25 protein-coding genes and 2 pseudogenes are annotated in these 22,803 nt (G+C 61.3%); 8 read left to right on the top strand and 19 right to left on the bottom strand.

Annotated features, from left to right (window positions below; translation table 11 throughout):
• Positions 1–95: 95 nt before the first annotated feature.
• Positions 96–266: a hypothetical protein gene (locus NKI39_RS11730; RefSeq protein WP_352831904.1), complete on the bottom strand. Its 171-nt coding sequence runs from the start codon at positions 264–266 to the stop codon at positions 96–98.
• A gap of 308 nt (positions 267–574) precedes the next feature.
• On the opposite strand from NKI39_RS11730, the gene NKI39_RS11725 reads away from it, so the two are divergent.
• Positions 575–913 (top strand): hypothetical protein, encoded by a 339-nt coding sequence (locus NKI39_RS11725; RefSeq protein ID WP_352831902.1) that lies wholly within the window; start codon positions 575–577, stop codon positions 911–913.
• Positions 914–1,515: 602 nt separating this feature from the next.
• Complete coding sequence (gene xth, locus NKI39_RS11720; RefSeq protein ID WP_352771259.1) at positions 1,516–2,304, top strand: exodeoxyribonuclease III; 789 nt, start codon at positions 1,516–1,518, stop codon at positions 2,302–2,304.
• 73 nt (positions 2,305–2,377) lie between these two features.
• On the opposite strand, the gene ligD is transcribed toward xth, so the two are convergent.
• Positions 2,378–4,156: a DNA ligase D gene (gene ligD, locus NKI39_RS11715; RefSeq protein ID WP_352771261.1), complete on the bottom strand. Its 1,779-nt coding sequence runs from the start codon at positions 4,154–4,156 to the stop codon at positions 2,378–2,380.
• Between the two features lie 369 nt (positions 4,157–4,525).
• Between ligD and NKI39_RS11710 the strand changes: the two genes are divergently transcribed.
• Complete coding sequence (locus NKI39_RS11710; RefSeq protein WP_352474376.1) at positions 4,526–4,693, top strand: hypothetical protein; 168 nt, start codon at positions 4,526–4,528, stop codon at positions 4,691–4,693.
• Positions 4,694–4,790: 97 nt separating this feature from the next.
• On the opposite strand, the gene NKI39_RS11705 is transcribed toward NKI39_RS11710, so the two are convergent.
• From NKI39_RS11705 to NKI39_RS11680, 5 genes are all read right to left on the bottom strand, one after another.
• On the bottom strand, positions 4,791–5,003 hold the full coding sequence (locus NKI39_RS11705) for a hypothetical protein (RefSeq protein WP_352771263.1): 213 nt from the start codon (positions 5,001–5,003) through the stop codon (positions 4,791–4,793).
• Positions 4,996–5,283 carry a PilZ domain-containing protein gene (locus NKI39_RS11700; protein WP_352474370.1) on the bottom strand — a complete coding sequence of 96 codons (288 nt, stop codon included), beginning with the start codon at positions 5,281–5,283 and terminating at the stop codon, positions 4,996–4,998. The genes NKI39_RS11705 and NKI39_RS11700 overlap by 8 nt, the downstream gene beginning before the upstream one ends.
• A 637-nt stretch (positions 5,284–5,920) precedes the next feature.
• Complete coding sequence (locus NKI39_RS34285) at positions 5,921–6,325, bottom strand: TadE/TadG family type IV pilus assembly protein (RefSeq protein ID WP_502898563.1); 405 nt, start codon at positions 6,323–6,325, stop codon at positions 5,921–5,923.
• Entirely contained in the window at positions 6,315–6,734 is a 420-nt protein-coding gene (locus NKI39_RS11685; RefSeq protein ID WP_352474371.1) for a TadE/TadG family type IV pilus assembly protein, read from the bottom strand. The genes NKI39_RS34285 and NKI39_RS11685 overlap by 11 nt, the downstream gene beginning before the upstream one ends.
• Before the next feature lie 26 nt (positions 6,735–6,760).
• A complete protein-coding gene (locus NKI39_RS11680) occupies positions 6,761–7,975 on the bottom strand; it encodes a pilus assembly protein TadG-related protein (RefSeq protein ID WP_352474372.1) in 1,215 nt (404 codons plus the stop codon).
• Between the two features lie 625 nt (positions 7,976–8,600).
• Between NKI39_RS11680 and NKI39_RS11675 the strand changes: the two genes are divergently transcribed.
• The 3 genes from NKI39_RS11675 (at position 8,601) to NKI39_RS11665 (ending at position 9,884) form a co-directional block, all read left to right on the top strand.
• On the top strand, positions 8,601–8,846 hold the full coding sequence (locus NKI39_RS11675) for a type II toxin-antitoxin system VapB family antitoxin (protein WP_023722247.1): 246 nt from the start codon (positions 8,601–8,603) through the stop codon (positions 8,844–8,846).
• On the top strand, positions 8,846–9,274 hold the full coding sequence (locus NKI39_RS11670) for a type II toxin-antitoxin system VapC family toxin (RefSeq protein WP_352685439.1): 429 nt from the start codon (positions 8,846–8,848) through the stop codon (positions 9,272–9,274). The genes NKI39_RS11675 and NKI39_RS11670 overlap by 1 nt, the downstream gene beginning before the upstream one ends.
• Positions 9,275–9,350: 76 nt before the next feature.
• On the top strand, positions 9,351–9,884 hold the full coding sequence (locus NKI39_RS11665) for a GAF domain-containing sensor histidine kinase (RefSeq protein WP_352831899.1): 534 nt from the start codon (positions 9,351–9,353) through the stop codon (positions 9,882–9,884).
• 64 nt (positions 9,885–9,948) lie between these two features.
• Here the strand turns inward: NKI39_RS11665 and NKI39_RS11660 are convergent, their stop codons facing one another.
• The 8 genes from NKI39_RS11660 to NKI39_RS11625 all read right to left on the bottom strand — a co-directional run bounded on the left by NKI39_RS11660 (position 9,949) and on the right by NKI39_RS11625 (position 17,389).
• The gene (locus NKI39_RS11660; protein WP_352474892.1) at positions 9,949–10,284 is read right to left on the bottom strand and encodes a hypothetical protein; all 336 of its coding nucleotides are present in this window, start codon (positions 10,282–10,284) and stop codon (positions 9,949–9,951) included.
• 131 nt (positions 10,285–10,415) lie between these two features.
• The gene (locus NKI39_RS11655; RefSeq protein ID WP_352450614.1) at positions 10,416–11,531 is read right to left on the bottom strand and encodes an ABC transporter substrate-binding protein; all 1,116 of its coding nucleotides are present in this window, start codon (positions 11,529–11,531) and stop codon (positions 10,416–10,418) included.
• 73 nt (positions 11,532–11,604) lie between these two features.
• Positions 11,605–12,540 (bottom strand): SMP-30/gluconolactonase/LRE family protein, encoded by a 936-nt coding sequence (locus tag NKI39_RS11650; RefSeq protein WP_352831897.1) that lies wholly within the window; start codon positions 12,538–12,540, stop codon positions 11,605–11,607.
• A 29-nt stretch (positions 12,541–12,569) separates the two neighbouring features.
• A complete protein-coding gene (locus NKI39_RS11645; protein WP_352831895.1) occupies positions 12,570–13,625 on the bottom strand; it encodes an ABC transporter permease in 1,056 nt (351 codons plus the stop codon).
• Between the two features lie 19 nt (positions 13,626–13,644).
• Positions 13,645–15,186: a sugar ABC transporter ATP-binding protein gene (locus tag NKI39_RS11640; protein WP_502898562.1), complete on the bottom strand. Its 1,542-nt coding sequence runs from the start codon at positions 15,184–15,186 to the stop codon at positions 13,645–13,647.
• 37 nt (positions 15,187–15,223) lie between these two features.
• Positions 15,224–16,108 (bottom strand): NAD(P)-dependent oxidoreductase, encoded by an 885-nt coding sequence (locus tag NKI39_RS11635; protein WP_352831892.1) that lies wholly within the window; start codon positions 16,106–16,108, stop codon positions 15,224–15,226.
• The gene (locus NKI39_RS11630) at positions 16,105–16,683 is read right to left on the bottom strand and encodes a gluconokinase (RefSeq protein WP_352831890.1); all 579 of its coding nucleotides are present in this window, start codon (positions 16,681–16,683) and stop codon (positions 16,105–16,107) included. Before NKI39_RS11630 ends, NKI39_RS11635 begins: the two co-directional genes overlap by 4 nt.
• The gene (locus NKI39_RS11625; protein WP_352831989.1) at positions 16,652–17,389 is read right to left on the bottom strand and encodes an SDR family oxidoreductase; all 738 of its coding nucleotides are present in this window, start codon (positions 17,387–17,389) and stop codon (positions 16,652–16,654) included. The genes NKI39_RS11630 and NKI39_RS11625 overlap by 32 nt, the downstream gene beginning before the upstream one ends.
• Before the next feature lie 172 nt (positions 17,390–17,561).
• Here NKI39_RS11625 and NKI39_RS11620 point away from each other — a divergent pair, with 172 nt between their 5' ends.
• Together NKI39_RS11620 and NKI39_RS11615 are read left to right on the top strand one after the other, a co-directional pair.
• The gene (locus NKI39_RS11620) at positions 17,562–18,482 is read left to right on the top strand and encodes a 2-hydroxyacid dehydrogenase (RefSeq protein ID WP_352831987.1); all 921 of its coding nucleotides are present in this window, start codon (positions 17,562–17,564) and stop codon (positions 18,480–18,482) included.
• 14 nt (positions 18,483–18,496) lie between these two features.
• The gene (locus tag NKI39_RS11615; protein WP_352831889.1) at positions 18,497–19,528 is read left to right on the top strand and encodes an L-idonate 5-dehydrogenase; all 1,032 of its coding nucleotides are present in this window, start codon (positions 18,497–18,499) and stop codon (positions 19,526–19,528) included.
• Between the two features lie 43 nt (positions 19,529–19,571).
• Here the strand turns inward: NKI39_RS11615 and NKI39_RS34280 are convergent.
• From NKI39_RS34280 to NKI39_RS11595, 4 genes and pseudogenes are all read right to left on the bottom strand, one after another.
• Positions 19,572–19,971, bottom strand: a pseudogene (locus tag NKI39_RS34280) (GlcG/HbpS family heme-binding protein); the annotation flags it as partial.
• 44 nt (positions 19,972–20,015) lie between these two features.
• On the bottom strand, positions 20,016–21,008 hold the full coding sequence (locus NKI39_RS11605; protein WP_352474894.1) for a LacI family DNA-binding transcriptional regulator: 993 nt from the start codon (positions 21,006–21,008) through the stop codon (positions 20,016–20,018).
• Between the two features lie 647 nt (positions 21,009–21,655).
• Positions 21,656–21,787 (bottom strand): annotated as a pseudogene (locus NKI39_RS11600) (DNA-binding response regulator); the annotation flags it as partial.
• On the bottom strand, positions 21,784–22,446 hold the full coding sequence (locus NKI39_RS11595; protein WP_352771281.1) for a sensor histidine kinase: 663 nt from the start codon (positions 22,444–22,446) through the stop codon (positions 21,784–21,786). The gene NKI39_RS11595 and the pseudogene NKI39_RS11600, both read right to left, overlap by 4 nt.
• Positions 22,447–22,803 lie beyond the last annotated feature (357 nt).

The raw sequence follows: 22,803 nt of genomic DNA, 5'->3' as shown, positions 1-22,803 counted from the left end.
GGCCGCAGACTGGGCAGTAGACCAAGTGCTTCGACTCGTCCTCTACCGGCCCGTCATGCGGCCTGCCCTCATAGCCCGTCGCGATGTTGTCGGTTCTAATCCGGGGCAACGACAAGTGCCTTTCGTCGGTTTGGCGGCCTATATTTCTCCACCAACCGGACCTTGTCACGGTCGATCGTGACCAGCGGCCCGAGGTCGATCGTCACGGTGTCCTCGTCGATGCGCGTGACCTCGCCTTTGAGGTTGATTTGCTGGCCTCGGTTCACCTTGCTGTGGTCGATGATGGATGTGGGAAGTCGTCACCTGGGATAGAGACGGCTTACGCAGTCCTCTGTTATCCGCCTTCGAACCGTGGCAGCACTCGCCACCTGGTCACCAATGCCTATTTCGCGAGCCATGCCATGGATTCTGGTGCGGGCAGCGTCTTCTTCAAGAGGCTTCTAATATACGCCCGTCATCCTGAGGCTGACCTAGGACCAGAGTTACAAAAGTTGAACTTCATCGGGGAACACTCCTTCTGTCTGCCTGTTCGATTTGCCAGGCGCATCCCGCGCATTCAGACAGGAGAAAGAAGATGAAACGCATCCTTTTGGCTTCGGCCGTGCTGGCGGTGTCGGCCGGGCTTTCCTTTGCCCAGACGACCAGTGGAACTTCGAGCGGAACCTCGACCACGACAACCATGCCCAGCACGACGGATCAGGGCACCGGCACGACGAGCGGCGGCACCAACATGTCCGGCGATCAAGGCACCGACACGACCACGACCAGCGGCACCACAAATGCGAACTCGGCCAGAGACTGCGCGCCCGGCCAGCAGACTGGCAGCGCTCAGCAGGCGGCGCCAGGTCAGCAGGACACGACAGCCAAGACCGCCGCGCCGGGCCAGGTGAAAAAGACCGACGAAGGTTGCTGATTGGCACATCGGCAAAGGTTGGAATCACCAGCGTGTGGCTGGCCGGTCTCCCCCGACCACCGGCCAAAATCACTCGGCTGGCGATCAAATTGCCGCCAGCCGAGCATCAGTTGAGGAACCTTTGCGCTTGCTTGTGCTTTCAGTGGGCACGCCGGGCTTCTGTTTGCTTTCGGTCAGATAGATATCCATCTGCTCGCGCATCTTGCCTGAAGGGAGCTGCGGCCGCGCTCAGAGATACGACCCCCTACATCGGACAACGTAGGTGGGGGCTGATCGTTGCGGCCGGTGACGTTGCCCCCAGTTTCTATCCAGTTTTGAGTTCGTTTCCGGCGTGGGTTGTGCCCTGCTGGGCGGGTGAAGCGGCGGGCGCTGGCGCGGGCCTGCGCGTCGCCGAGGTGTCGATGCTGAAGGTCGCCGAAGTGGTAGCGAGCGCATTGCCACGCAAAGGTCGAGGAGCGCTCCTCGCCCATGCGGATCAGTTTATGTCGTGGTATCACCGGCCTAGAAAGACGACTGACAAGGCCTCCCTTTGCCGGCATGATGCAAGCATCAACATCTGAGCCTTCCATGCTCGAATCGCCAAGGGATGTTGAGAATTTCGGATGACCCGTATCGCAACCTTTAACGTCAACGGCGTGAACGGTCGCCTGCCCTTGCTCATCAAGTGGCTGGGTCAGACCGACTATGACATCGTGTGCCTTCAAGAATTGAAGACTTCGGATGAGAAATTTCCCGCGGAGGCCGTCAGGAACGCCGGTTATGGCGCGATCTGGCACGGGCAAAAGTCCTACAACGGTGTAGCTATACTCGCACGGGGAAAGAAGCCCCTGGAGCGTCGACGCGGCCTGCCGGGTGACCCTGACGACACTCACAGCCGGTATATCGAGGCAGAGGTGGATGGGATCGTCGTGGGGTGCATCTACCTGCCCAACGGCAATCCAGCGCCCGGCCCGAAATTCGACTATAAGCTCCGCTGGTTCGACCGTCTGATCAGCTACGGCCAGCTACTGGTCAAGGAGGGGATCACAAGCGTTCTGTGCGGCGATTACAACGTCGTGCCAACGCCGATCGATGCCGTGGTACCGAGACGTTGGACGGGCGACGCAGTCTACTTTCCGGAGAGCAGGCAGGCCTACGCCGAAATGCTAGACAGTGGGTGGGTGGATGCCGTCCGCTGCATTCATCCGGAGAAAGGCATCTACACGTACTGGAACTTCTCCTACCGAGGCGCTTATGATCGGAGTTCCGGCCTTCGGATGGACCACCTCCTCGTCAGCCCATCACTTTCGAACAGGTTACGTGACGCGGGCGTGGACGCTGACCTGCGAGGCTGGGAAAAGCCGAGTGATCATGTGCCCGCCTGGATAGAGATCGACCCGTCCGGCAAGTAGTTGACATGATCGAATGTTCGGCGGAATCGCTGGGCGTCTTCGCCCACTGCTAATAGATGCGCTGCGAGATTGCTCACGCTGCTTTTCTGGCAGCCGCCCTAAACGGACGGTCAATGGTGAACGCATCTGGACGGATGGCTGCCTCAACCTGGCTCCAGGTCACGGGACGGGCGATTGGGAACCCGGGTCGCGCCCGTGGGGAGAAGGCGCCGACCGCCGTGTTGCCGCGCCCATTGCGAAGGTAGTCGATGAAGATGCGGCCCTTTCGGGCTGCCGGCGCGGCGGAGAGCAGATAGCGATCAGGATGAGCTTCAGCGAGGCGCTTGGCGAACGATCGGGCAAGGAGCCGGGCATTGTCATGCGTGATCTTCGTCCCAAGTGGGGCCATCAGGTGAATTCCCTTGCCGCCCGTCACCTTCGGCCAGCTCTGCAGACCTTCCGCTTCCATGATGTCGCGAAGCGTTAGCGCGGTCTCGATGACTTCATCCCACTCGACCCCCTCGCCCGGATCAAGGTCCAGAACTATGCGGTCGGCATGCTCGATGTCGTCAACGGTGGCATTCCAAGGGTGCAGCTCTACCGCATCCATCTCGACCAGCCCCAGCAAACCGGCAAGGTCGTCCACCCACACGCGCACACCTTCGCCACCCTCACGCTTCTGGAGTCGCAACTGATGCACGGCGGCCGGGATCTTCGGCAACGCGCCCTTGTGATAGAAGGTTGCGCCGAGTGCGTGGCGGACCAGCTTCAGCGGTCGGTGGCCGAGATGGACGAGTGCGTGATCGGCAACCCTCTGCCAATAGCGCGCAAGTTCGTCCTTGGAGGGCGAGACCGCGTCAGGCAGCAATTGCAGGATGTTCTCGCTGGGAGCGCCATGTTTCCGGGCTGGCCCACGCCGCTTTGATGGCGCCGGAGGCTTGGCCGGGATCGGCACGAGGTCTTCGCGCAGACCCTTGAATACTGCCTCGCGCAACACGCCGCGATCAGTGACGCCGCTGAACTGTACCTCGGCCAGCACCTCTGGCCTGACCCACGTCGCCTTCGGCTTCACGATGGGCTCTGACAGAGGCGACTTGCTGATGATCAGCGGGTCGAGCCGCTCTCGAACCAGGTGCGCAGCGCTCAAGGTGTAGCCGCTGCGAGCCTTCCCGGCATAGAGCAGTCGGTCGCCCTCGCGGCGACCGATGTAGAGGGATGCGATGCGGCGCGGGTGAGCGCCCAGCTTCTCGACAAATGCCACGATGGGGAAAGTGTCGCTCTTGATGCACTTCACCTTGAGCCAACTGGTCTGGACCCCTGAGCGGTAGGTGGCATTGGTGCGCTTGGAGACGATGCCCTCCAACCCCATACGGCAGGCATGTTCAAACACGTCCGTGCCGCCCACTTCCAAATGTTCGGCGTAGGTCAATGTCGGCGCTGAGTTCTTCAGCAACTTCTGAAGGGCTGCCTTGCGCTTCACCAGCGGCTGCTGCCGCAGATCGCGCCCGTTGAGGTGCAGCAGATCGAATGCATAGAAGATGAGCCTCGCCGAGTCTGGACTGCCCAACTCCCGTTCCAACGCTTGGTAATCCGGCAGGCCAGTGTCGCCGAGAACGACAGCCTCACCGTCGATGATCGCCGCTTTCACCGGCAAATCCGCCGCCGCTTGAACAATTCGTCGGTATCGGTGCGACCAGTCGTAGCCACGGCGCGTGAAGGCTCGCGCTTTGCCGCCCTCAATGATCAGTTCGGTGCGGTAGCCATCGTACTTGATCTCATGAAGCCATTCGCTGTCCTCAGGCGCGTTCTCGACCAGCGTGGGCGACTGAAACTCAATGAAAGAGAGCCGACCATCCCCAGTTTTGGAACTCATCGCACACTCCTGACCTCCACCCCAACTTTGGTGCCGCTGAATAGGTTCCGGAACAGATCTGGCCGAGGAGTAGGGTCCCGAGCCGGTTTACCCGATCCTTGCTCGAACCGGGCGTGGTTGAGGGAACTCTTATCTACGAATGTCGCTTGCGCTGGCATTGCCTATCAATGCAACAACGTCGAAGGTCTTGTTGGTGTTTTACGAGCCCGGCCCGGGACCGCGCCCGCGGCCTGCCAACTGATCGGCCGTTGGCGGACGCGACGACCTGCGCGAGCGCCCTTGTACTCGTCGGCGGATGGACGACCGCTCTTTTCATCACCGATGCCGTCACGCTCGAGGATGTCAGGGCAACTGACGACGTCGACCTAATTGTCGATCTACTTCGATGCAAGGCTTTCCGGCACGCCCGGCGCGAAATGGATTGCCGAGTACGGGGCAGGCGCCAGCATTGTGCTGGTCAATCGCGTGATGGCCGACATGGCCGCGGCGGCCGTGGCGGGGCCCGGCCTCGCGGTGCTGGCCCGCATCATAGCATAGCGACCCGGGGTTGCGGCGGTTGACCGGGAAATTCTTGGGCGGCAGAGCCTCTCGGTCGTCTACCGCCGCGAGCCCGCGCTGGCGAGTTCGGTTCCAATCATTGTCCGTTCCCGATGAACGTGATGCGGCGACATTTTGGCGCGATGCCGCGCTGAGCGGTCAGAACCTGAAGGTCGACGAGACAATCGACGGCTTGTGTGAGTTGAGCCTTTGCCCATGGCAGTGCGGCGGCTTCCTTTGCTGTGTTGAAGGTCAGTGCCAACTGTTGCTGCCGGTGGTGCTCGGCTGGTGCAACGAGAACTTCAGCCATAGTGAAGGCGCGGTTTGGGCACTGTTTCGGTGAACTGCACACCGACACGGTCGTTCCTGCGCCAGCGCAACACAGACCGATAGGCAACGCCATCGGTCGGCACGTAGAGAAGGAAATGCTCCGGCACCAGGGCTTCGACCGGCACCTTGAGTTCGGCTCCGCCGACGTTCTGGTTTCGAATGGTGCAGGTGATTTCGGAGTTGTTGATGCCGTTAATGATCGCGGCACCCTTCAGGACGCGCTGTCTCCGTTCGCGGCGGTTGTCGCCTTCTTCAACCATTGTGACCTCCGTTAGGCACCCCACTTGTATATCACAACCGCCCACGCGCGAGCCGGATTAAATCGCGGAGCGTTGTTACCCGCGTCGAGCTGCGATGGCTGTCCAGTCGGGTCAAAAAGGGTTTCCATATGGCTCGGCCCCTTGCCTCGGCCTGGATACAGCGCCCTGTCAGGATTCTTGAGCTGCCCTTCCGGGTAGCCGATGGGTCCGCCCGGAAGGGGGTGCTAACGTCCGCCTTCAGACGTTGCGCCAAGTTCTTCGTCGCCAGGCCGGTGCCGACCGCCGTCAAGCGATAGCGCCCGCTGTGCATGGACTTTCCGCACTGGCGAGATCGTGAGCGAGCGCGGAGCCGGCGGCCGGGATTATCTCCATCAGGGAGTCTCTGCCGTCGGTCCGCGCTGTGCAGCGCGCGGGCGATGGCGTTAGGCAGGGAATGGCGGCCGAGGTGAGGGACGGCAAGCCGCGCATTGCCGGGGCAAAGGCCGTGATCATACATGCCGTCCCCGATCTATAGCCAGGATGAAGGCCCGCGCCGAAGCCTACGTTCTGGCTGGTGGCGGTGAAGCAGACCTGAACGCAAGCAAAGAAGAACAAGCCGATCACTGCGCATGTTGCGTAAGGAGACTATTGGGTGCGCTCATGACGCAACCAACGGAACTGTGACAGTTGTCGCATAATTTATCGAGTATCGGTCGAAGTACGGAAACTCGATCGCGAACGCATATTTGGCGGTCAGATGGGCCATTCGAAAGCCGCCGCTGGGGGCGTCGATTGCTATTGTTACGTCGACGTCGGTTAATCCCAAACTCAGCAATTTTGCCGTGGCGATCGCTTTTATCTCGGCTTCGGTCAGCGAATTCTTCATTTGCAGCGCTCGTGAGGACGTTTCCAGAGTATAGCGAACACTTGACATGGCATTCAGAGCCCAGCCGAATGCGAAGATGCCGATCAAAAGCATTATCAGAATAGGCGCGATCAGCGCGAACTCCAGTGCGGCTCCGCCTGATGCCCCACGTATGAAGGCTCTCCCTTTAGCGAACACGTATCACCTGTTTGTGGCTGAGCTCGCGCGAGAGGGAAAACTCGCCGAAACTGAAGGGCGGCGACCAGGTGGCCGTCGCCTGTATTTCAACGAAAACCGCGGAAGCTTTCAAACTGTCGCACAGCACAGATGGATCGACCACGGTGATCCCGCACATATGTTTCCGGCTCAGCGTCACCTGCGCGTCATCGGGATGATTTTCCCAGCTCGAAAGGGCGACGGTCTGGGTAGCCGCGTCGTCGGCTGCCCCTTGCATCACGAGATTGGCCGCCGTTTTCACGCCCGCGCGCATCGACAACGCGCTTGATACAAAAGACCAGCCGTCAATGATGGCAAGAAGTACCAGGCAAAGGATCGGCACAACCAGCGCAAACTCCACCGAGGCAATACCCGAATCGCTCCCGAACATTCGGGCTGGTAACCGTGCCACGAAGATTACTCGACAAGCTTTATCGATTGCGTGGCCGGAATGTCTCGCATTCCAAGGCTCGTGCAATCCTGATTGACGTTCGCATTGCCGGACCACTGCACGGAACTGGCGACGACCTGAGTGCAACCACCTTTGCCCGAGAAATTGCCGAGGTAATTGACATCCTGTGTTGGAAAATACAAAGCGCCGGTCAAAAGCGAATCTGCCGTGCCATTAAACGTGTTCGATCCCGTCCGGTTAGCTTTGTCGCCGTAAAACAGCACCCCCGAATAGGTGCCTGACGTCGGTGCGCTGAGCTTGACGGTGGCCGTGCCGTTCATGCTGACGCCCGCGCTGCCGGCCAGATAGATGATGACTCCCTCGCCTGAAATATTTGCATTCGAGTTCGCTTTGAAATCTCCTCCCTGAATGACGTATACCCCGGCCGAGAGCGTCACATTGCCGCTCAAGCTGAGCCCCCTGCAGTATGTTCCAGGTTGCAACGTCGACTGGTTGCTGTTTTGACAGGGGTTCGTGGCCGGTGGCGCCGGCAAGTCGGCAAAAGGATCGGCAGCGGGCAACGCCTGGGTTATCGGACTGGCGCAGACGGTCGTCACGGGGTTGCTCAACGAAACACCGCCTGCCGATATTAGGCAATCGACCTGAAGGCTTGCCGATCCCTGAAGCTTGATGGCGTCCGCGGCTATCGAATTCGACATTATGACGCAGCCGGTCAGTTTGAGGTTGGAACTGCCGGAAAACAGCGCCGCTTTCGAAGCGGAAGGATCGAGCGCCGTAAGGCAGGCCTTTGAAGCAGCCGTGATAAGAGCCACCGCTCTTGCCCGTGCGCCGACCGGGTTTTGCGTGAATATCGATGTAAAAAACCGATCGAGGTTCTGATGGACGATGACCTCGACGGCCTTTTGGGCGACATTCGGGCCAGAGGACGGGGGCGTGAAGATTTCGATTGTGCCTGTTGACGGGTCCCAGCCGTTCGTCGTCGCTGACAGTGTCGCGGCGGAGACAATCGTTGGCTTGTCAGATCCCGAAACTTTTTCCAAAGCGCCAGCATAGGCCGCCGCATCCGCCACCGCCTGTAATTTCAGGCTGCTAAAATACCAGTAGGAGGTCTCGATACCGAGACCCGCTGCGCCGACGACAATCGGCAACGACAGGGCAAAAATAGTAGCAATGTTGCCGCTCTCGCCTGTTTGTCGCTGACGGCTAACAAACCGCCTCAAGATACGGCCACCCCATTCCATGGAAGTATTAAAGCCGGGATGAATGAAGGAACGGCTAAGGATTTCACTCCATTTTTCCGGTACGCTCCTTGGGCGGCCGGCACGAGCTCCGGGGGCAACTGCTCGACAACGCGGGCCTCTGCTATTGATGGTAATGCAGATTCGCATTTCTAATCGTGCGGATCAGTTGGAGCTGCGATCGAGCATCAGGCCGAGCCACTCGTCGCGACTTAGGTCGCCAGCACTGTCCTGCTCGGCAAGCTCCCGCAGGCGGCCGCCATGCCGGCGAACCCGAGGGCATGCATCTGATCAAGTGTTGGGTTTTCAGCATTCTTTCTTCCTTTCCTTCACTGGTCATAGTTACTGCCGCGGATGTTGGGATGCGCATGCGTCGGCGCACGTAGCGTCGATACGCCTTGGGCATGTGGGCGTTGACAGTGACATGGCCGGAGCGACGTGTTTCAGACGCCGAGCAATTCCAAGGACTGAGCACCAGAACCGAACCTCCCGACGGATTTTCGCGAGCTGGATTCCTCCCTCCCTCCTTATCAAAACCGCCGCTCGCGAATTCGCTGGCGAGTATATCTCCAGCATGATATACATATATCACTCAGAGGATATACAAATGCCGCTCTTCATTCGCGATCCCGACGTCGATGCCATGGCCGTCGAGCTGCAGCAGATTACCAACGCGCGCAGCAAGACCGAGGCCGTCAGAACCGCCTTGCGCCATGAGATCGAGCGCAACCGCGGCAGCGTCCCGCTGCGCGAGAGACTTGCCAAAGTCAAGGAAATGGCGCGGCGGATCGGGCCAGCCAACCCTGATTTCGATATGAAGAAATTCACCGACCAAATGTGGAGCGACGACTGATGTTCGTCGATGCCTCGGTGATCGTTGCCATTCTGAACGAGGAACCTGGCGCGGAAGAACTGGAAAAGCGGCTCGCGGCCGCGACCAAGCCGCTGTATATCTCCCCGCTCGTCCGGTTCGAGGCAGTCCAGGGTCTCGCGCGAGCGTCGGCCGAAGCCATCAAAAAGAACGCCAAGCCCACGGCCAACATGCTGGCGCAAGCCCGTGATACCGTCGACGCCTTTTTGATCGAGATCGCCGGCAAGGAAATCACGATATCCGGCGACATCGGCGACCGGGCGATCGAAGCCAGCATGAAATACGGCAAAGCAGTCGGGCACAAAGCCGATCTCAATTTCGGCGATTGTTTTGCCTACGCCTGCGCGAAGGCTCATCGGCTTGCCCTGCTTTACAAGGGCAATGACTTTTCACAAACTGATCTGGCGTAGGGCTTTCCTGGCCTTGCATCGCGGCGCGAGAGCCGATGGGCCCCTTTTGCATGCTTTGGGCGAATCGTCGTCTTTCATGGCTAAACGCAACAAGATCGTAGGTGCACTGGTCGTCAGGCGCCACAAGCCAGGTGCCTTCCATGAGCAAGTTGTCCATCTGCTGGAGACCTTCGCAGCCCAATCGGTGCTCGCGATCCAGAATGCCAAGCTGTTCCGCGAGATCGAGGAGAAAGGCCGGGAGCTGGAGGCAGCTAGCCGCCACAAGTCCCAGTTCCTCGCGAATATGAGCCACGAGCTCAGGATACCGCGTTCAGTCTTGGGCTTCACAGAACTGCTGGTCGACGGCATCTACGGCGAACTCCCGGACAAGGCGAAGACGACCGTCGCGCGTGTGCAGGCAAACGGCCGTCATCTCCTCGGGCTCATCAACGACGTACTCGACCTTTCCAAGATCGAAGCCGGCCAGCTCACGCTGGCGATCGAGGACTACTCCGTCGCGCAGATTGTTCGATTGACCGTTACGGCTGTCGAGCCGCTGGCACGAGCGAAAAGGCGGCGAGTTCTGGCAGCCCTGGGGACTGGTCCACCGCCGACGCGTGAACCCGTCTAAGATGCCGTTGGTGTCCAGTTTTGGACGTGCGTCGGCGATGTCGTGTGAAGCTTTTTTGATCATCCTATCGAGCGGTTGGAAACTCGTTGGCCTCGAAAACATGGTGATGCACACGGCCGGTGAACATCTTGAGCAGCTCTCCGGTCACATCGCGGCTCTGAAAGCGAACGTCGGAATGCAGCGCCTTGTTGCAGGCGTCCATGTCGGGATAACGGATGGCGAGCGCCATGGCATAGACGGGGGCGCCCTCATCCCGTGCCGTGCCATCCAGAACGCGCACCTCCTCGGCTCCAGGGAATTGCGTCCACAACGGCACTAGCCTTTCCCTGACAAAGCGCCGGAATTCGCTCTCGCGTCCGGGGTGGATTTCGCCTTCGAACAGGGCGTAGCGAATGATCATGGCGAGGGTTTCCTGATTTCTGCGCTTGGGATGGCCGCCGGCCGGCAAGGGCAGGTCGCGGTGCAATCCGTGGATTTGTCGTGCGAATGAGATGCGGGCGCATCGCGTATTGCGCCCGCATCGCCGGGCTCCTACTTGCCCCAGATCTTCTTGTATGCGTCGCGGTAGCCATTGCCGGGGTCGAATGCGTTATTCGGCCCACCGTCGAACTCGACATTGTCTGCCGTCACCACATGCAGCGGCGACAGATAGCCCGACCATTTTTCGCCAGCGATGGCGCGGTTCAGCTCGTCGACCAATTGCCAGCCCTGCAAGTTGAGCGGTTCGGCGACGGTCACCTTCTGGAACTGACCGGCGCGAATGCGCTGATAGGCCGATTCCGAACCGTCGCCGGCGGCGACATTGATCGGCGCGTCGGTACCGGCTTTGCCGGCGGCGGCAAGTGAGGGTCCCATGAAGTCGAAATAGAGATCGTTGATCGCCAGCGAATGCGTCCAGGCATCGCCGTATTTCTGCAGCAGCGAAGTGGTCAGCTGCGGCATGCGCTGCGAAGTCTCGGCGATCGGCGTGTCGACATATTCGAGCACCTTGCCGCCCAGCCGCTCGATCTCCGCCTTCATCTTGTCGGCTTTGGCGATGGCGATGGCATAGGTCGAATCGGTGAAGATGACGACGCCGGGCTTGCCCTTGGCATCGGCGTAGGCCCAGTCGGCCGCGGCCGTGGAGACTTGCATGGCATCCGTCGACACGTTGGCGAACACGCCGCTTTTCTCGTCGGGCCCGATCACCGGTCCGGCATGCCAGGAGACCAACGGGATACCTGCGGCCTTGGCCTGTTCCAGCGCCGGCGCCTGCTCGACCGCGTCAAAACCGTTGATGACGATCCCATTCGGCTTCAACGCCATGGCTTGGCCGAAGGCAGCGGTGCGGCCGCCGATCGAGCCGGCGCCGTCAATCACCTTGACGTCCCAGCCGATCGCCTTGGCTGCTTCCTCGACGCCGTTGGTGACGCCCAGGATGCCGCCGTTCTTGAGGTCGCCGGCGAGCACGACGATCGTCTTGCCTTGCTGCGCCTTCGGACCGGTGGTCGGGCCATCCCAGGCCGTGACCTTCTGCGCATATTTCTGGACCACCGCCATGGCGTCGGCTGTGGCGTCCGCCCGTGCCTGGCCGGCGAACAGGACAGGAGCAGCGATTGTCATGGCCATCAAGGCGACGGATGATTTCAGGAATGTTCTGCGTTGCATGTTGGTACCTCCCTTGGTTTCAAGAAATTGCATGGTCTTTCAAACTCGGCTTTCGATTGGAGTTGGCGACATGTCACCGGCTGATGTCGCCCGCCACCGGACCAACACCGGCCGGATGTGCGTTGACGTAGATGGCGTAGAGGGATGTCTGAGCGGTGATGTAGAGGCGGTTGCGCTTGGGACCGCCGAAACAGACATTGGAAACGAGCTCGGGAACCAGGATACGGCCGATCAGGGTTCCGTCCGGCGCAAGGACGCGCACCGAGTCGGCGCTGGAGGCCCAGATGTTGCCGTCGCGATCGACGCGAAAACCATCGAAGAGGCCTGCCCCGCACTCGGCGAAGATGCCGCCTGCAAGCGCCGAGCGGCCATCGGCGGCAAGGTCATAGGCCTTGATCGCGCGCGGCAGGCCGGGCACATGGCTGGCGCCGCTGTCCGAGACATAGAGGATCGTCTCGTCGGGCGAAAAAGCCAGGCCGTTCGGCTGCACCATGTCGGTGAGAACGGCGCTCACCTCACCCGAAAGCTCGTCGAACCGGTAGACATGGGAGCCGCCGATCTCCGCTCTGGCGATCTTGCCCTCGTAGTGGCTTTCGATGCCGTAGACCGGGTCGGTGAACCAGATCGTACCGTCGGATTTGACCACCACGTCATTGGGTGAATTGAACCGCTTGCCTGCAACGGTTTCGACAAGCGTCTGCCAACGCCCGTCATGCTCGAGCCGGGAGACACGGCGCCCGCCATGCTCGCAAGCAACGACGCGGCCTTCGCGGTCGAGTGTGTGGCCGTTCTGGTAGTTACAATGGGCCTCGAAGATGCTGACGGAACCATCGCTTTCGTCGTAGCGCAGCAGCCGATCGTTCGGGATGTCCGACCACAGCAAATGCCTTGCGGCGGGGACATACACCGGTCCTTCCGCCCAACGGCTACCGGTCCATAGCCGTTCGAGCTTGGCATGCCCGATCATCAGCTTGCCGAACCGATCGTCGAGAACCTCGTAGTCGTTCATTCCATGATCCACGGGTTTGGCTCGATTTGTCACTTCGAGGGCTGCGCGACGGTCTTGGTCCTGTTTGTTTGCGCTGCGCCGCGCTTGCGCTGGGCGTAGCCGGCAATGCCTATGGCGACGAGCAGCGTGACGCCGTTGAACAATGGCTCGACGAAGAACGAGCCGCCGAACTGCTGGATGCCGGAAATGCCGACCGCCAGGATGATGACGCCCGTCATCGTGCCCCAGACGTTGACTCGTCCAGGCTTGATCGTGGTCGAGCCGAGAAAGGCGCCGACGAGAGCCGGCAGCAGATACTCCAGTCCGACGCTGGCTTGGCCAATGCGAAGCTTGGAGGCGAGCAACACTCCTGTCAGCGCCGTCAGGAAGCCCGAGGAGATGAACGCCCCAATGACGAAGCGGCGCACCGGAATGCCATTGAGAGCAGCCGCCTTCGGGTTGGCGCCGATGGCATAAACGTAGCGGCCGATCGGCAGATATTCGAGAATGATCCACAGTGCGACGGCGATGCCAAGCACGTAGAGGCCGGTGATCGGCAGCCCGAACACCATCGTGCCGTTGAGCGCGTAGAAGCCGTTGGGCAACACGCCGACAACCTGCCGGCCGCCAGTGTGCCAAAGCGCCAAGGAATAGAGCACGGTGCCGGTGCCCAGCGTGGCGATGAAAGAGTCGATGCGGGCGACTTCGACCAGCAGGCCGTTGAGGAAGCCGGTCGCGGCGCCGAGAACCAGCACTATCATCACTGCCAGCGGCCACGGAATGCCGAACATGGTCTGCAGACTGATGGCCAGGATGTGCCACAGCACAATGCCGTAGCCGACGGTGAGGTCGATGCGTCCCGACGCCATCGGGATCATCGCCGCCAGCGACAACAGCGCAATAATCGCCTTGTCGGAGATGATCGAGCGCAGGTTAAGCAGCGTCGGGAACGTGTTCGGCAGCAGGATCGAAAACAACAGGATCAGCAACACCGTCAGGATAACCAGCCCGTAGACCGGCAGCAGCCGGATGACCTTCTGCGCCATGGACAAATCAGCCATCTCGCCGCGGGTCGGTTCGAGGGCGCTGGATTCGATCGATTGCATGAGTTCGCTCCCAGAAAGATCAGGCGGCTTCGGAAGCCGATGCCGCGGTGATCACGGCGGATGTGGTGAGGTCTTTGCCGGTGAGTTCGCGAACGATCTGTCCTCGCGAAAACACCAAAGCGCGGTGGCAGATGTGGGCAATCTCCTCGAAATCGGTCGACACCACGACGACGGCGAGGCCGGCTTCAAGCGCGCGGCCGATCAGCCGGTAGACCTCAGCCTTGGCGCCGACATCGACGCCGGCCGTCGGATCCTCGGCGATCAGCAATGTACGCCCGGTGTGCAGCCAGCGCCCGACGACCACCTTTTGCTGGTTGCCACCCGACAGCGCCTCTATCGGCAGGTTTGGATCGTTGGGGCGCAGCCCGACGGAACTGCCGATCGCCTGCGCCAGCGCAGCCTCCTTGTGAGGCGCAAGGAAGGAAAACAGGCCGCGCTTGCCGGCGCCGGGATTGAGGAAACTGTTCTCACGGATCGACAAGGATCCAGCGATTGATTCTTCGGTCCTGTCGCGCGCGATCAGGCCGATGCCGGACGACATCGCCGCGATCGGGCTGGACAGGTCCGGCACAGCCCCGCGGATCGTCACCGTGCCGGAAAAGGCCTGGCAGCCAAACAGCGCCCGGCCAACCAGTTCCTGCCCGGCGCCGCGCAGGCCGACCAGGCCGAGCAACTCACCCTTGCGCACGTCGAAAGACACCGGGCCGGCACCGGCGCAGACAAGGTCGCGGACAGCACAGATCGTCTCGCCGGCCTGCGTTTGAGCCTTGCTGAAAACCTGGCTGACCGGACGGCCGACGATCATCTCGACCAGTTCGTCCGGTTTTGTGTCGGCGACTTTCTTCTCGCCGACCAGCCTGCCGTCGCGCAGCACGGCGACGCGGTCGGCGATGCGGAAAATTTCATCCAGGCGGTGCGAGACATAGATCATGCCGACGCCGCGCTGCTTGAGCGGACGGATGGCGTCGAACAGCCGCTCGACCTCGTCGGCGGGAAGGCTGGCGGTCGGCTCGTCGAGCACCAGCACATCGGCCTCGGTAGCCAAGGCGCGAGCGATGGCGACCAGCGATTTTTCTGTACGCGTCAGATCCTGAACGCGTGTCGTCGGGTCGAAGTCACAGCCGACCAGCTTTAACGCCTCATGCGCCCTCGCCTCCGTCGATCGCCAGTCGATGAGCCCGGAGCGCAGCGAAAAGCCCTGGGCCAGGCCGACATTCTCGCCGACCGTCATCCATTCGATAAGACCGAGATCCTGGTGAATGAAGGCGACGGGCTGGCGCTGGTTCGGCCGCGGCGGGCGATGATGGTAGGGCTCGCCGCGAAACCGGATTTGGCCGCCATCCGGCCGATAGATGCCGGCGAGCGTCTTGATCAGCGTCGACTTGCCGGCGCCATTCTCGCCGAGCAGCGCCAGGATCTCGCCCTTGTGCAGATCAAGCGTCACGTCGGAGAGCGCGCGGGTGCCGCCGAACTCCTTCGTAATTGACTTGAACTCGATCAGTTTTTGCTCGGTCACAATGCGTTCCTCCCGAGATCGCCCAAATGATGTTATCGATAACATTTCTAACCGTCAAGCATCAAAGAATAAGGCCAACGGATCAGCTGGTCTTGCCGTCGAGCAGACGCATCGTCTCGGCCGAATCGTTCGGCCCCAATCCAGCGGCGCAGAGCAGGCGATGGATCTCGACCACCTGCCCGGTCATCGGCATCGGCGTCTTGGTTTTCAGCGCGAAGGCCTGCAGCGAATCCAGATCCTTCAGCATGTTGTCGATGCGGCCGGTGGCTGAAAAATCCCGGGCAGCGAATTTTGCCATGAACTCCTGCATGATGCTGGAGTCGGCCCGCCCGCCCTTGAGTGCAGCGGGGATTGCCTTCGGGTCTACGCCGCCGGCTTCGGCAAGCTTCACGGCTTCGGCGACAGCCTGGAACAGTACGGCGCAGAACAGCTGGTTGATCAGCTTGGTCGTCTGCCCTGCCCCACTTGGGCCCATGAGAGTGTAGTTGGCGCAGAGATGCCGCATCACCGTGCGCGCCTGTTCGAAGTCTTCAGCCTCGCCACCCGCCATGACGGTCAGCCTGCCGGCCAGCGCGCCGGGAACGCCGCCCGAAAGCGGGCAGTCGAGCCATTTCATGCCGGTCTCGGCAGACAGCTTCCCGGCCATCTGCGCGGTGTCGACGGGATCGATCGAAGACATATCGATCAGCAGCTTCTCCGACGACGCCGCAGCAGCGACACCTGCATCGCCGAACACCACCGAACGCACGATATCGGCATGGTTGAGACTGAGAATGACGAAGCTGCTCGCCCGCGTTGCTTCGGCCACCGACGCGGCGGCAGCAGCACCCTTTGCAGTCAGCGCTGCAACCTTGACCTTGTCCAGATCGAATACCGTTACGGCTTGCCCAGTCTCGATCAGGCGTGTGGCGATCGCCGACCCCATGATGCCGGCACCGACAACGGCGACTTTTGTTGGTTGCGTCATTTCAACGTGCCTTTTTCCTTGATGCTGACAGGGCTGACCCCAAGTGCACCCAGACCCTGCAACACTCTATCGGCAATCGTGTCGACAGGCGCCTCGATGTCCACTGTGACCACCAGCTTCTCGTCACCTGGATGCTCCAGTGTGGCGAACTGGCTGTCGAGCAGCGCGGGCGGAAAGAAGTGGCTGCGGCGCTCGGCGAGCCTGGCTTGCAACACCGCACGTGAACCGTCCAAAAATACGAAAAGCACGGGCCCAATGGCACCATCGCGAAGACGATCGCGATAGGATTTCTTCAGCGCCGAGCAACTCGCGACGAGCCCGCGTCCTTGCTCATGTGCATGGCGCAAGGCTGCGCCCAACAGGTCCAGCCAAGGCCAACGATCCTCGTCGGTAAGCGGTATGCCCGCCGACATTTTCTCGACATTCCCGCGCGGGTGCAGCGCGTCGCCTTCGACAAAAGCGAGCCCTAGACGAGCCGCGATCGCGATGCCAATGCTGGTCTTGCCGCAGCCGCTGACACCCATCACGACGATGGACCAGGACTCAGAGGCAGGTTGTGATGCCGCCATCGACATAGAGCGTGTGTCCATTGACAAAGGATGAGGCCGGTCCAGCCAGAAAGATCGCCGCGCCGACCAGTTCGCCGACATCGCCCCAACGACCCGCCGGTGTGCGGTTGGTCAGCCAGGCTGAAAACTCGGGATTATCGACCAGCGCCTGGTTGAGCGGCGTCTTGAAGTAACCGGGCGCAATGGAATTGATCTGCAAGCCGTGCTTCGCCCAATCGGCACACATGCCGCGCGTCAGGTTGCGCACAGCGCCTTTCGTGGCCGTATAGGGCGCGATGTTCGTCCGTGCCAGTTCGCTTTGCACCGAGGCGATATTGATGATCTTGCCGCGCCGCCGCGGGATCATGTGCCGCGCCACCGCTTGTCCCACGAAGAACACGCTGGAGATGTTGGTGCGCAAGAGTTCCTCCCATTTGTCGGCGGGGAAATCCTCGAGCGGCATTCGGAACTGCATGCCGGCATTGTTGATAAGGATATCGATGGCGCCGATCGTCGTCTCGATCTCCGCGACGCCGTTCGCCACCGCAGCATGATCGGTGACGTCGAAGACGGCGCTATGGACCTTGTGTCCCTTCGCTGTCAGTGCATCCGCAGCCGTTTTGACCTTTTCGGCGCTGCGTCCGTTGAGCACGATTTCGGCGCCGTGCTGCGCCAACCCCTCGGCCAGCGCCAGGCCGATCCCCTGTCCCGAGCCGGTGACCAGCGCCCGCATGCCGGTCAAATCGAACAATGAACTGCCCAAATGCTCCTCCTGAGCAATGTTTCCTGAGCGGCCACGATTTCCAACGCACTGCCGCCAGTCCCTATTGACATGAATGTTATCGATAACATAGTCAATGGAAAAATGAGTTCGCACAGGAGACGACGCCGTGACCGACATTTTGATGACAGGTCCCTATCCCGATTGGGACATGGGAGATCTTGAGGCGAAATATCGCGTCCACAAACTTTGGCAGTCCGAGGACAAGGACGCGTTGCTCTCAAGCCACGCCGGCGCGATCCGCGCCATAGCTACGCGCGGCGAGCTTGGCGCAAGTGCTGCGCTGATGAGAAAGCTGCCGCAGCTCGAAATCGTTTCCTGCTATGGCGTCGGCACCGACGCCATCGACCTTGCCTATGCCAGTGCGAACGGCATTCGTGTCACCAATACACCTGATGTTCTAACGGAGGACGTAGCCGATATCGGGATCGGGCTGCTGCTCGCCGTGGCGCGAAAAATCCCGCAGGCCGACGCCTATGTACGCGATGGAAGCTGGCGCAAGGGCAATATGGGGCTGGTCACGCGTGTCTGTGGAAAAAGGCTGGGCATTGTCGGCATGGGCCGCGTCGGTGCGGCGGTGGCGAAGCGCGCCGCTGCATTCGACTGCACGATTTCCTACTTCGACAACCGCAAGCGCGAAGATCTTCCTTATGCTTTTGTCGGCGATCTGGTCGAACTGGCGCGCGACAGCGAATTTCTGATCGTAACGCTCGCCGGCGGCGAAAGCACAAAACACATGATTAATGCGTCGATCCTGGCAGCGCTCGGAGCAGACGGTATCGTCATAAATATTTCGCGCGGCAGCACGATCGACGAGACCGCGTTGCTCGCGGCCCTGGAATCCAGTGCCATCAAGGGTGCCGGGCTCGACGTGTTCTGGAACGAGCCAACCATCGACGAGCGCTTCCTGAAGCTTACCAACGTCGTGCTGCAACCGCACCACGCCAGCGGCACGGTGGAAACCCGCAAGGCCATGGGTCAGCTCGTTCGCGATAATCTCGCGGCCCATTTCGGCGGACAGACTTTGCTGACACCGGTCGTCTGAGAAGGGATCACATCATGAAGTCGATCGTCATCCACGCGGCAAAAGACCTGCGGATCGAGGAGACCGATCCGGGCTCCCCTGGCGCCGGACAGGTCGAGATCGCGGTCGAGGCTGGCGGCATCTGCGGCTCGGACCTGCATTATTACAACCATGGCGGCTTCGGCGCGATCCGCCTTCGTGAACCCATGATTCTTGGCCATGAGGTTGCGGGCACGGTGCGGGCCCTCGGCGACGGCATCTCCACACTTGCGGTCGGCGATCGCGTGGCGATCTCGCCCAGCCGAGCCTGCAATGCCTGTCGCTACTGCCTGCAAGGCATGCAGAACCAGTGCCTCGACATGCGCTTCTATGGCAGCGCCATGCCGATGCCGCACATCCAGGGCGCCTTCCGCCAGCGCCTGATCGCCGAGGCGTGGCAGTGCCACAGAATAGCCGACCACATCTCCATCAACGAAGCCGCTTTCGCCGAGCCCTTCGCGGTGACGCTGCATGCCATGAACCGCGCCGGCTCGCTGCTCGGCAAGCGGGTTCTGGTCACCGGCTGCGGGCCGATCGGCGCGCTTTGCATCCTCGCCGCACGAGCCCACGGCGCGCGCGAGATCGTCGCCACCGATGTCATGGAGGGCGTGCTGGCGAAGGCCCTGGAGATCGGTGCCGACCGGACGATCAATGTCGCGACGAACAGCGAAGAGCTCGCCGCCTACAATGTCGACAAGGGTAGTTTCGACGTGATGTTCGAGGCCTCCGGCAATGAACGCGCGGTGCGTGCAGGGCTCGATGTCCTGAAGCCGCGCGGCGTGCTCGTGCAGCTCGGTCTCGGCGGCGATCTGTCGATCCCGCAGAACCTCGTCGTCGCGAAAGAGATCGAGATGCGGGGCACTTTCCGTTTCCACGAGGAGTTTGCGATCGCCGTCGACCTGATCAATCGCCGCCGGGTGGATGTCAAACCGCTACTGACGGGCATCTATCCTCTCGACGAGGCGGTCGCGGCTTTCGACATCGCCGGTGACCGAAACAAATCCATGAAGGTTCAGATCGCGTTCTGAAGATCCTTCGGTTGCGCTGGAGGCGCATCGGCACATCGCATGAAATCACGTCGGCGCCAACCGCCGCCAAGGCGGCGTGTGCCACATCGAAATCCTGCTCGCCAGTTCCCGACCCGACGCCGATGCCGCCCGCAAGGCGTCCGCCGAAGCGGATCGGCAAGCCCCCGGGCAAATTGGTCACGCCGCCCTGCGATGCGATACCGGCTGAGAGCGCCGCTTCGAACGCCATGCCGCCAGTAGCGGCGTTTATTGACGCTGCGGTGCGCGCCTTCGCCTGCGCCGTACGCATGCTGAGGAACCGCGCGCCATCCATGCGCAGACTGGCGAGGACTTCGCCGCTCGCATCGACGACCACGAGACATTGCGACGCCCATCGTGACGGCGCGCGCTGCTCCGGCTTTCAAGGCACCGTCATGCGTGAGGGTGATGGTCTCGCGAAACATCGCTGCTGGGCTGCCCTTCGCTGCGTTTGAATCGATGCAGGAGCTCAGGTGCTTTCGCGCTCGACGACGCGATAGCTTGTGAGGACGATTTCTTCGCCGTGTCGTTTCTCGTCGCCTCGGATCACCTGGATCAATCTGCGGGCGGCCTGTTGCCCGATGCCGTAGCAGTCGACATTCACGGTGGTGATGCCGGGATGGCAAAAGGCGGCTACCTCGTAGTCGCCGAAGCCGGCAATGGCGATGTCCTGCGGGATCCGCATGCCCCGGCGCTTGCATTCCATCAGTGCGCCGAAGGCCGAAAGGTCCGAAACGCAGAGTACGGCTTGCGTGTCCGGCCAGCGCTCCAGCATGCTGACGACGGCCTGGCCTCCCTGCTCGATGGATATCGGCGGCACGCCAAAGGAAACGAGGCGCCCGGTTGGCAGGCCGAGCTCCTCAATGGCTCTGACAAAGCCTTCGCGCCGTTGGCTGCCGCGCGTGTCGCGCGAGGTCGTGCCACCGATGTAACCGAATTTATTGTAGCCTTTTCTGGCCAGCGTCTTGACGAGAAGCCCCATGGCCTCTTCGTTGGAGAATCCGACCACCTGATCGATGGGTTTCGCCGGCAACTCCCAGGTTTCGACTACAGGGATGCCCGCGTTTTTAAGAAGCCGGCGGGCGCGCTCCGTATGGGCGCCGCCGGTCAGAATGATGCCTTCGGGCCGCCGACGGAGCATCGCTTCGATCAGCTTTTCCTCCTTCTCGACCGTATAGTCGGTGTAGCCGAGCAGAAGCTGGAGTCCCGTGCTCTCCAGTTCATCCGTTATGCCGCGCGCCGTATCGGCGAAGTTGGAATTGTTGAGTGATGGAACCATCGCGGCAACAAATCCAGTCTTGCGCGAGGACAGGCTGCCGGCCGATTGGTCGAGCACGTAGCCGAGGTCGTTGACCGCGACCATGATCTTTTCCCGCGTCGCCTTGGAAACGAGGCTGCCCTCTTTCAGGGCGCGTGAAACCGTCATGGTGGACACACCTGCCCGCCGCGCCACGTCGACCATCGTCGGGGCGTGGCTCTCGCCCGGTCTCGATGAGGCTGCCTTGGCCATCATGCCGGTCCACCAGCCGGCAGCGATGTGCCCAAGCAAAACGCTGGACACTCGGGCACAAGGTCTCTGCGGCGTCCGGCATCGCTCATGAACCACCCGTTGGAATCAACTTCACGCAAGGCATGTTATCGATACCATATCAAAAGACAACAGCCACATACGGCCCAAGCGTAAACATGGTCATGAGCACCGGTTTGGTCCGCGATCACACTTTGGCTCTACTGCCGACGACGATTGCCGAATGAGGTCCGCCCGACAGGACCGGACACCGTTTCTTCGATGCCTGCCGGGCGTGGGTGCGCCAGCTCTGTCAGCCAGCCCATAGCGAGCAAGTCGACGGTGTAGGCGACGGGATCAGGAGCAGCAGGGCAGGAACGCCCGCCATTGGGATGCCGGGACCACACGATAGACCGCCTTCATGTAGTTGGCGCTCCCGAGCAGATAGATCGCCGGTCCGCCAGTGAGGATCAGGACTTAGGTTAGGCCGTCTTGAGCGGATCATGGGAATGCGCCAGCACCAGATCGTTGCCGACGGCGGCGGCGATGACCCCGCCGACCAGGATCCCGCGGGCATAACGAGGCCTATCTGCCGAATTGTCGGAGGTTAGAAACTCTTCCGCCGAGGAGAACGACTTCGCGTTGAAACCGAACGCTCTAAGCAGGTCTGGCAGGGACTCGCGCACGGATTCATCGTCGTCGACGACAGACACGAGTGGTTGCACAACTTTCATCGAATCCCCGCTGAACTCTGCGCATTGCCCATAGCCGATGCGCGCACGGTGCCGACCTCGCGAAGCCCTTCCCCGAAGTACTCCGGGATGGAGAATGAGAACGTAGCACCCGGGCCACGGTTCCGTTCAGCCCACAGGCGTCCGTTATGGCTCTCTATGATGGTGCGGCTGACGGACAACCCGATCCCCATGCCCTCGCTCTTGGTTGTATAGAACGCCTCGAAGAGGCGCGCCGTTCCTTCCGGCCCGAAACCAACGCCGGCGTCCTGTACGGAGAGGTGCACGTGATCGTCTTCGTCCAATTCGGTTCTGATCACCAGCTGCTTCGCGCGGTCATCGACGCCGCTCATCGCATCGGAAGCGTTCCGCAGCAGGTTTATGATTACCTGTTGAAGCTGGACCCGGTCACCGCCGACCGGCGGAAGCCCGTCGGCGAACTCGGTGTGCAGCACCACCCGGTTTCGTTGAAGATCGCCGGACGACAGTGCAATCACCTCTCGCGCAGCCTCGTTCAGATCAATTGGTTCGATCGTTGGGGGCCGTTTGCTGAAAAGCGCGCGCAATCGTGCAATCACGTCCGCCGCACGATTGCCGTCGCGGATGGTGCGGCGCGCGGTTTCTTGCGCGACCTCGATGTTTGGCGGGTCGGCCGCCAGCATGCGAAGGCACGTGCTGGCATTGGTAATGAGGCTGATTGACCTCATGCGCGATCGAGCCCGTTATTGCGCCGAGGCTCATTATCCTCGTGAGGTGGGCGAGTTCCGACCTAAGTTTGTCTGCGCCTGCGCCAACAGCCGGCTTTGTGTCACGTCCTGAACCGCGCCAACGCATTCCAGTCGACCGGTATCGTGCTTTATCACGCGGCCGAATACTCTGACGTGTTTAATCCTGCCATCAGCCATGAGAAGCCTGATGTCGTATTCGGGATTGTCCCGACCGGAGCGCACCCGACGGGCGGCTGCACGATGCCAACAGCCTTGATCGTCGCCAGCAGCAGGGGGCCTGCGGGCTGGACT

This window comes from Mesorhizobium sp. M0664, assembly GCF_040320565.1.
In the GTDB taxonomy this organism is placed as follows: domain Bacteria; phylum Pseudomonadota; class Alphaproteobacteria; order Rhizobiales; family Rhizobiaceae; genus Mesorhizobium.
This window is presented reverse-complemented; position numbering and strand designations above follow the sequence as displayed.

Excerpts from the sequence above, each read along its gene's own strand:
- NKI39_RS11725 (WP_352831902.1), top strand. The coding sequence starts at position 575 with ATGAAACGCATCCTTTTGGCTTCGGCCGTGCTGGCGGTGTCGGCCGGG.
- xth (WP_352771259.1), top strand. The coding sequence starts at position 1,516 with ATGACCCGTATCGCAACCTTTAACGTCAACGGCGTGAACGGTCGCCTG.
- ligD (WP_352771261.1), bottom strand. The coding sequence starts at position 4,156 with ATGAGTTCCAAAACTGGGGATGGTCGGCTCTCTTTCATTGAGTTTCAG.
- NKI39_RS11705 (WP_352771263.1), bottom strand. The coding sequence starts at position 5,003 with ATGGCTGAAGTTCTCGTTGCACCAGCCGAGCACCACCGGCAGCAACAG.
- NKI39_RS11700 (WP_352474370.1), bottom strand. The coding sequence starts at position 5,283 with ATGGTTGAAGAAGGCGACAACCGCCGCGAACGGAGACAGCGCGTCCTG.
- NKI39_RS11685 (WP_352474371.1), bottom strand. The coding sequence starts at position 6,734 with ATGTTCGGGAGCGATTCGGGTATTGCCTCGGTGGAGTTTGCGCTGGTT.
- NKI39_RS11675 (WP_023722247.1), top strand. The coding sequence starts at position 8,601 with ATGCCGCTCTTCATTCGCGATCCCGACGTCGATGCCATGGCCGTCGAG.
- NKI39_RS11670 (WP_352685439.1), top strand. The coding sequence starts at position 8,846 with ATGTTCGTCGATGCCTCGGTGATCGTTGCCATTCTGAACGAGGAACCT.
- NKI39_RS11665 (WP_352831899.1), top strand. The coding sequence starts at position 9,351 with ATGGCTAAACGCAACAAGATCGTAGGTGCACTGGTCGTCAGGCGCCAC.
- NKI39_RS11660 (WP_352474892.1), bottom strand. The coding sequence starts at position 10,284 with ATGATCATTCGCTACGCCCTGTTCGAAGGCGAAATCCACCCCGGACGC.
- NKI39_RS11655 (WP_352450614.1), bottom strand. The coding sequence starts at position 11,531 with ATGCAACGCAGAACATTCCTGAAATCATCCGTCGCCTTGATGGCCATG.
- NKI39_RS11650 (WP_352831897.1), bottom strand. The coding sequence starts at position 12,540 with ATGAACGACTACGAGGTTCTCGACGATCGGTTCGGCAAGCTGATGATC.
- NKI39_RS11645 (WP_352831895.1), bottom strand. The coding sequence starts at position 13,625 with ATGCAATCGATCGAATCCAGCGCCCTCGAACCGACCCGCGGCGAGATG.
- NKI39_RS11640 (WP_502898562.1), bottom strand. The coding sequence starts at position 15,186 with ATGTTATCGATAACATCATTTGGGCGATCTCGGGAGGAACGCATTGTG.
- NKI39_RS11635 (WP_352831892.1), bottom strand. The coding sequence starts at position 16,108 with ATGACGCAACCAACAAAAGTCGCCGTTGTCGGTGCCGGCATCATGGGG.
- NKI39_RS11630 (WP_352831890.1), bottom strand. The coding sequence starts at position 16,683 with ATGTCGATGGCGGCATCACAACCTGCCTCTGAGTCCTGGTCCATCGTC.
- NKI39_RS11625 (WP_352831989.1), bottom strand. The coding sequence starts at position 17,389 with ATGCGGGCGCTGGTCACCGGCTCGGGACAGGGGATCGGCCTGGCGCTG.
- NKI39_RS11620 (WP_352831987.1), top strand. The coding sequence starts at position 17,562 with ATGACAGGTCCCTATCCCGATTGGGACATGGGAGATCTTGAGGCGAAA.
- NKI39_RS11615 (WP_352831889.1), top strand. The coding sequence starts at position 18,497 with ATGAAGTCGATCGTCATCCACGCGGCAAAAGACCTGCGGATCGAGGAG.
- NKI39_RS11605 (WP_352474894.1), bottom strand. The coding sequence starts at position 21,008 with ATGGTCGACGTGGCGCGGCGGGCAGGTGTGTCCACCATGACGGTTTCA.
- NKI39_RS11595 (WP_352771281.1), bottom strand. The coding sequence starts at position 22,446 with ATGCTGGCGGCCGACCCGCCAAACATCGAGGTCGCGCAAGAAACCGCG.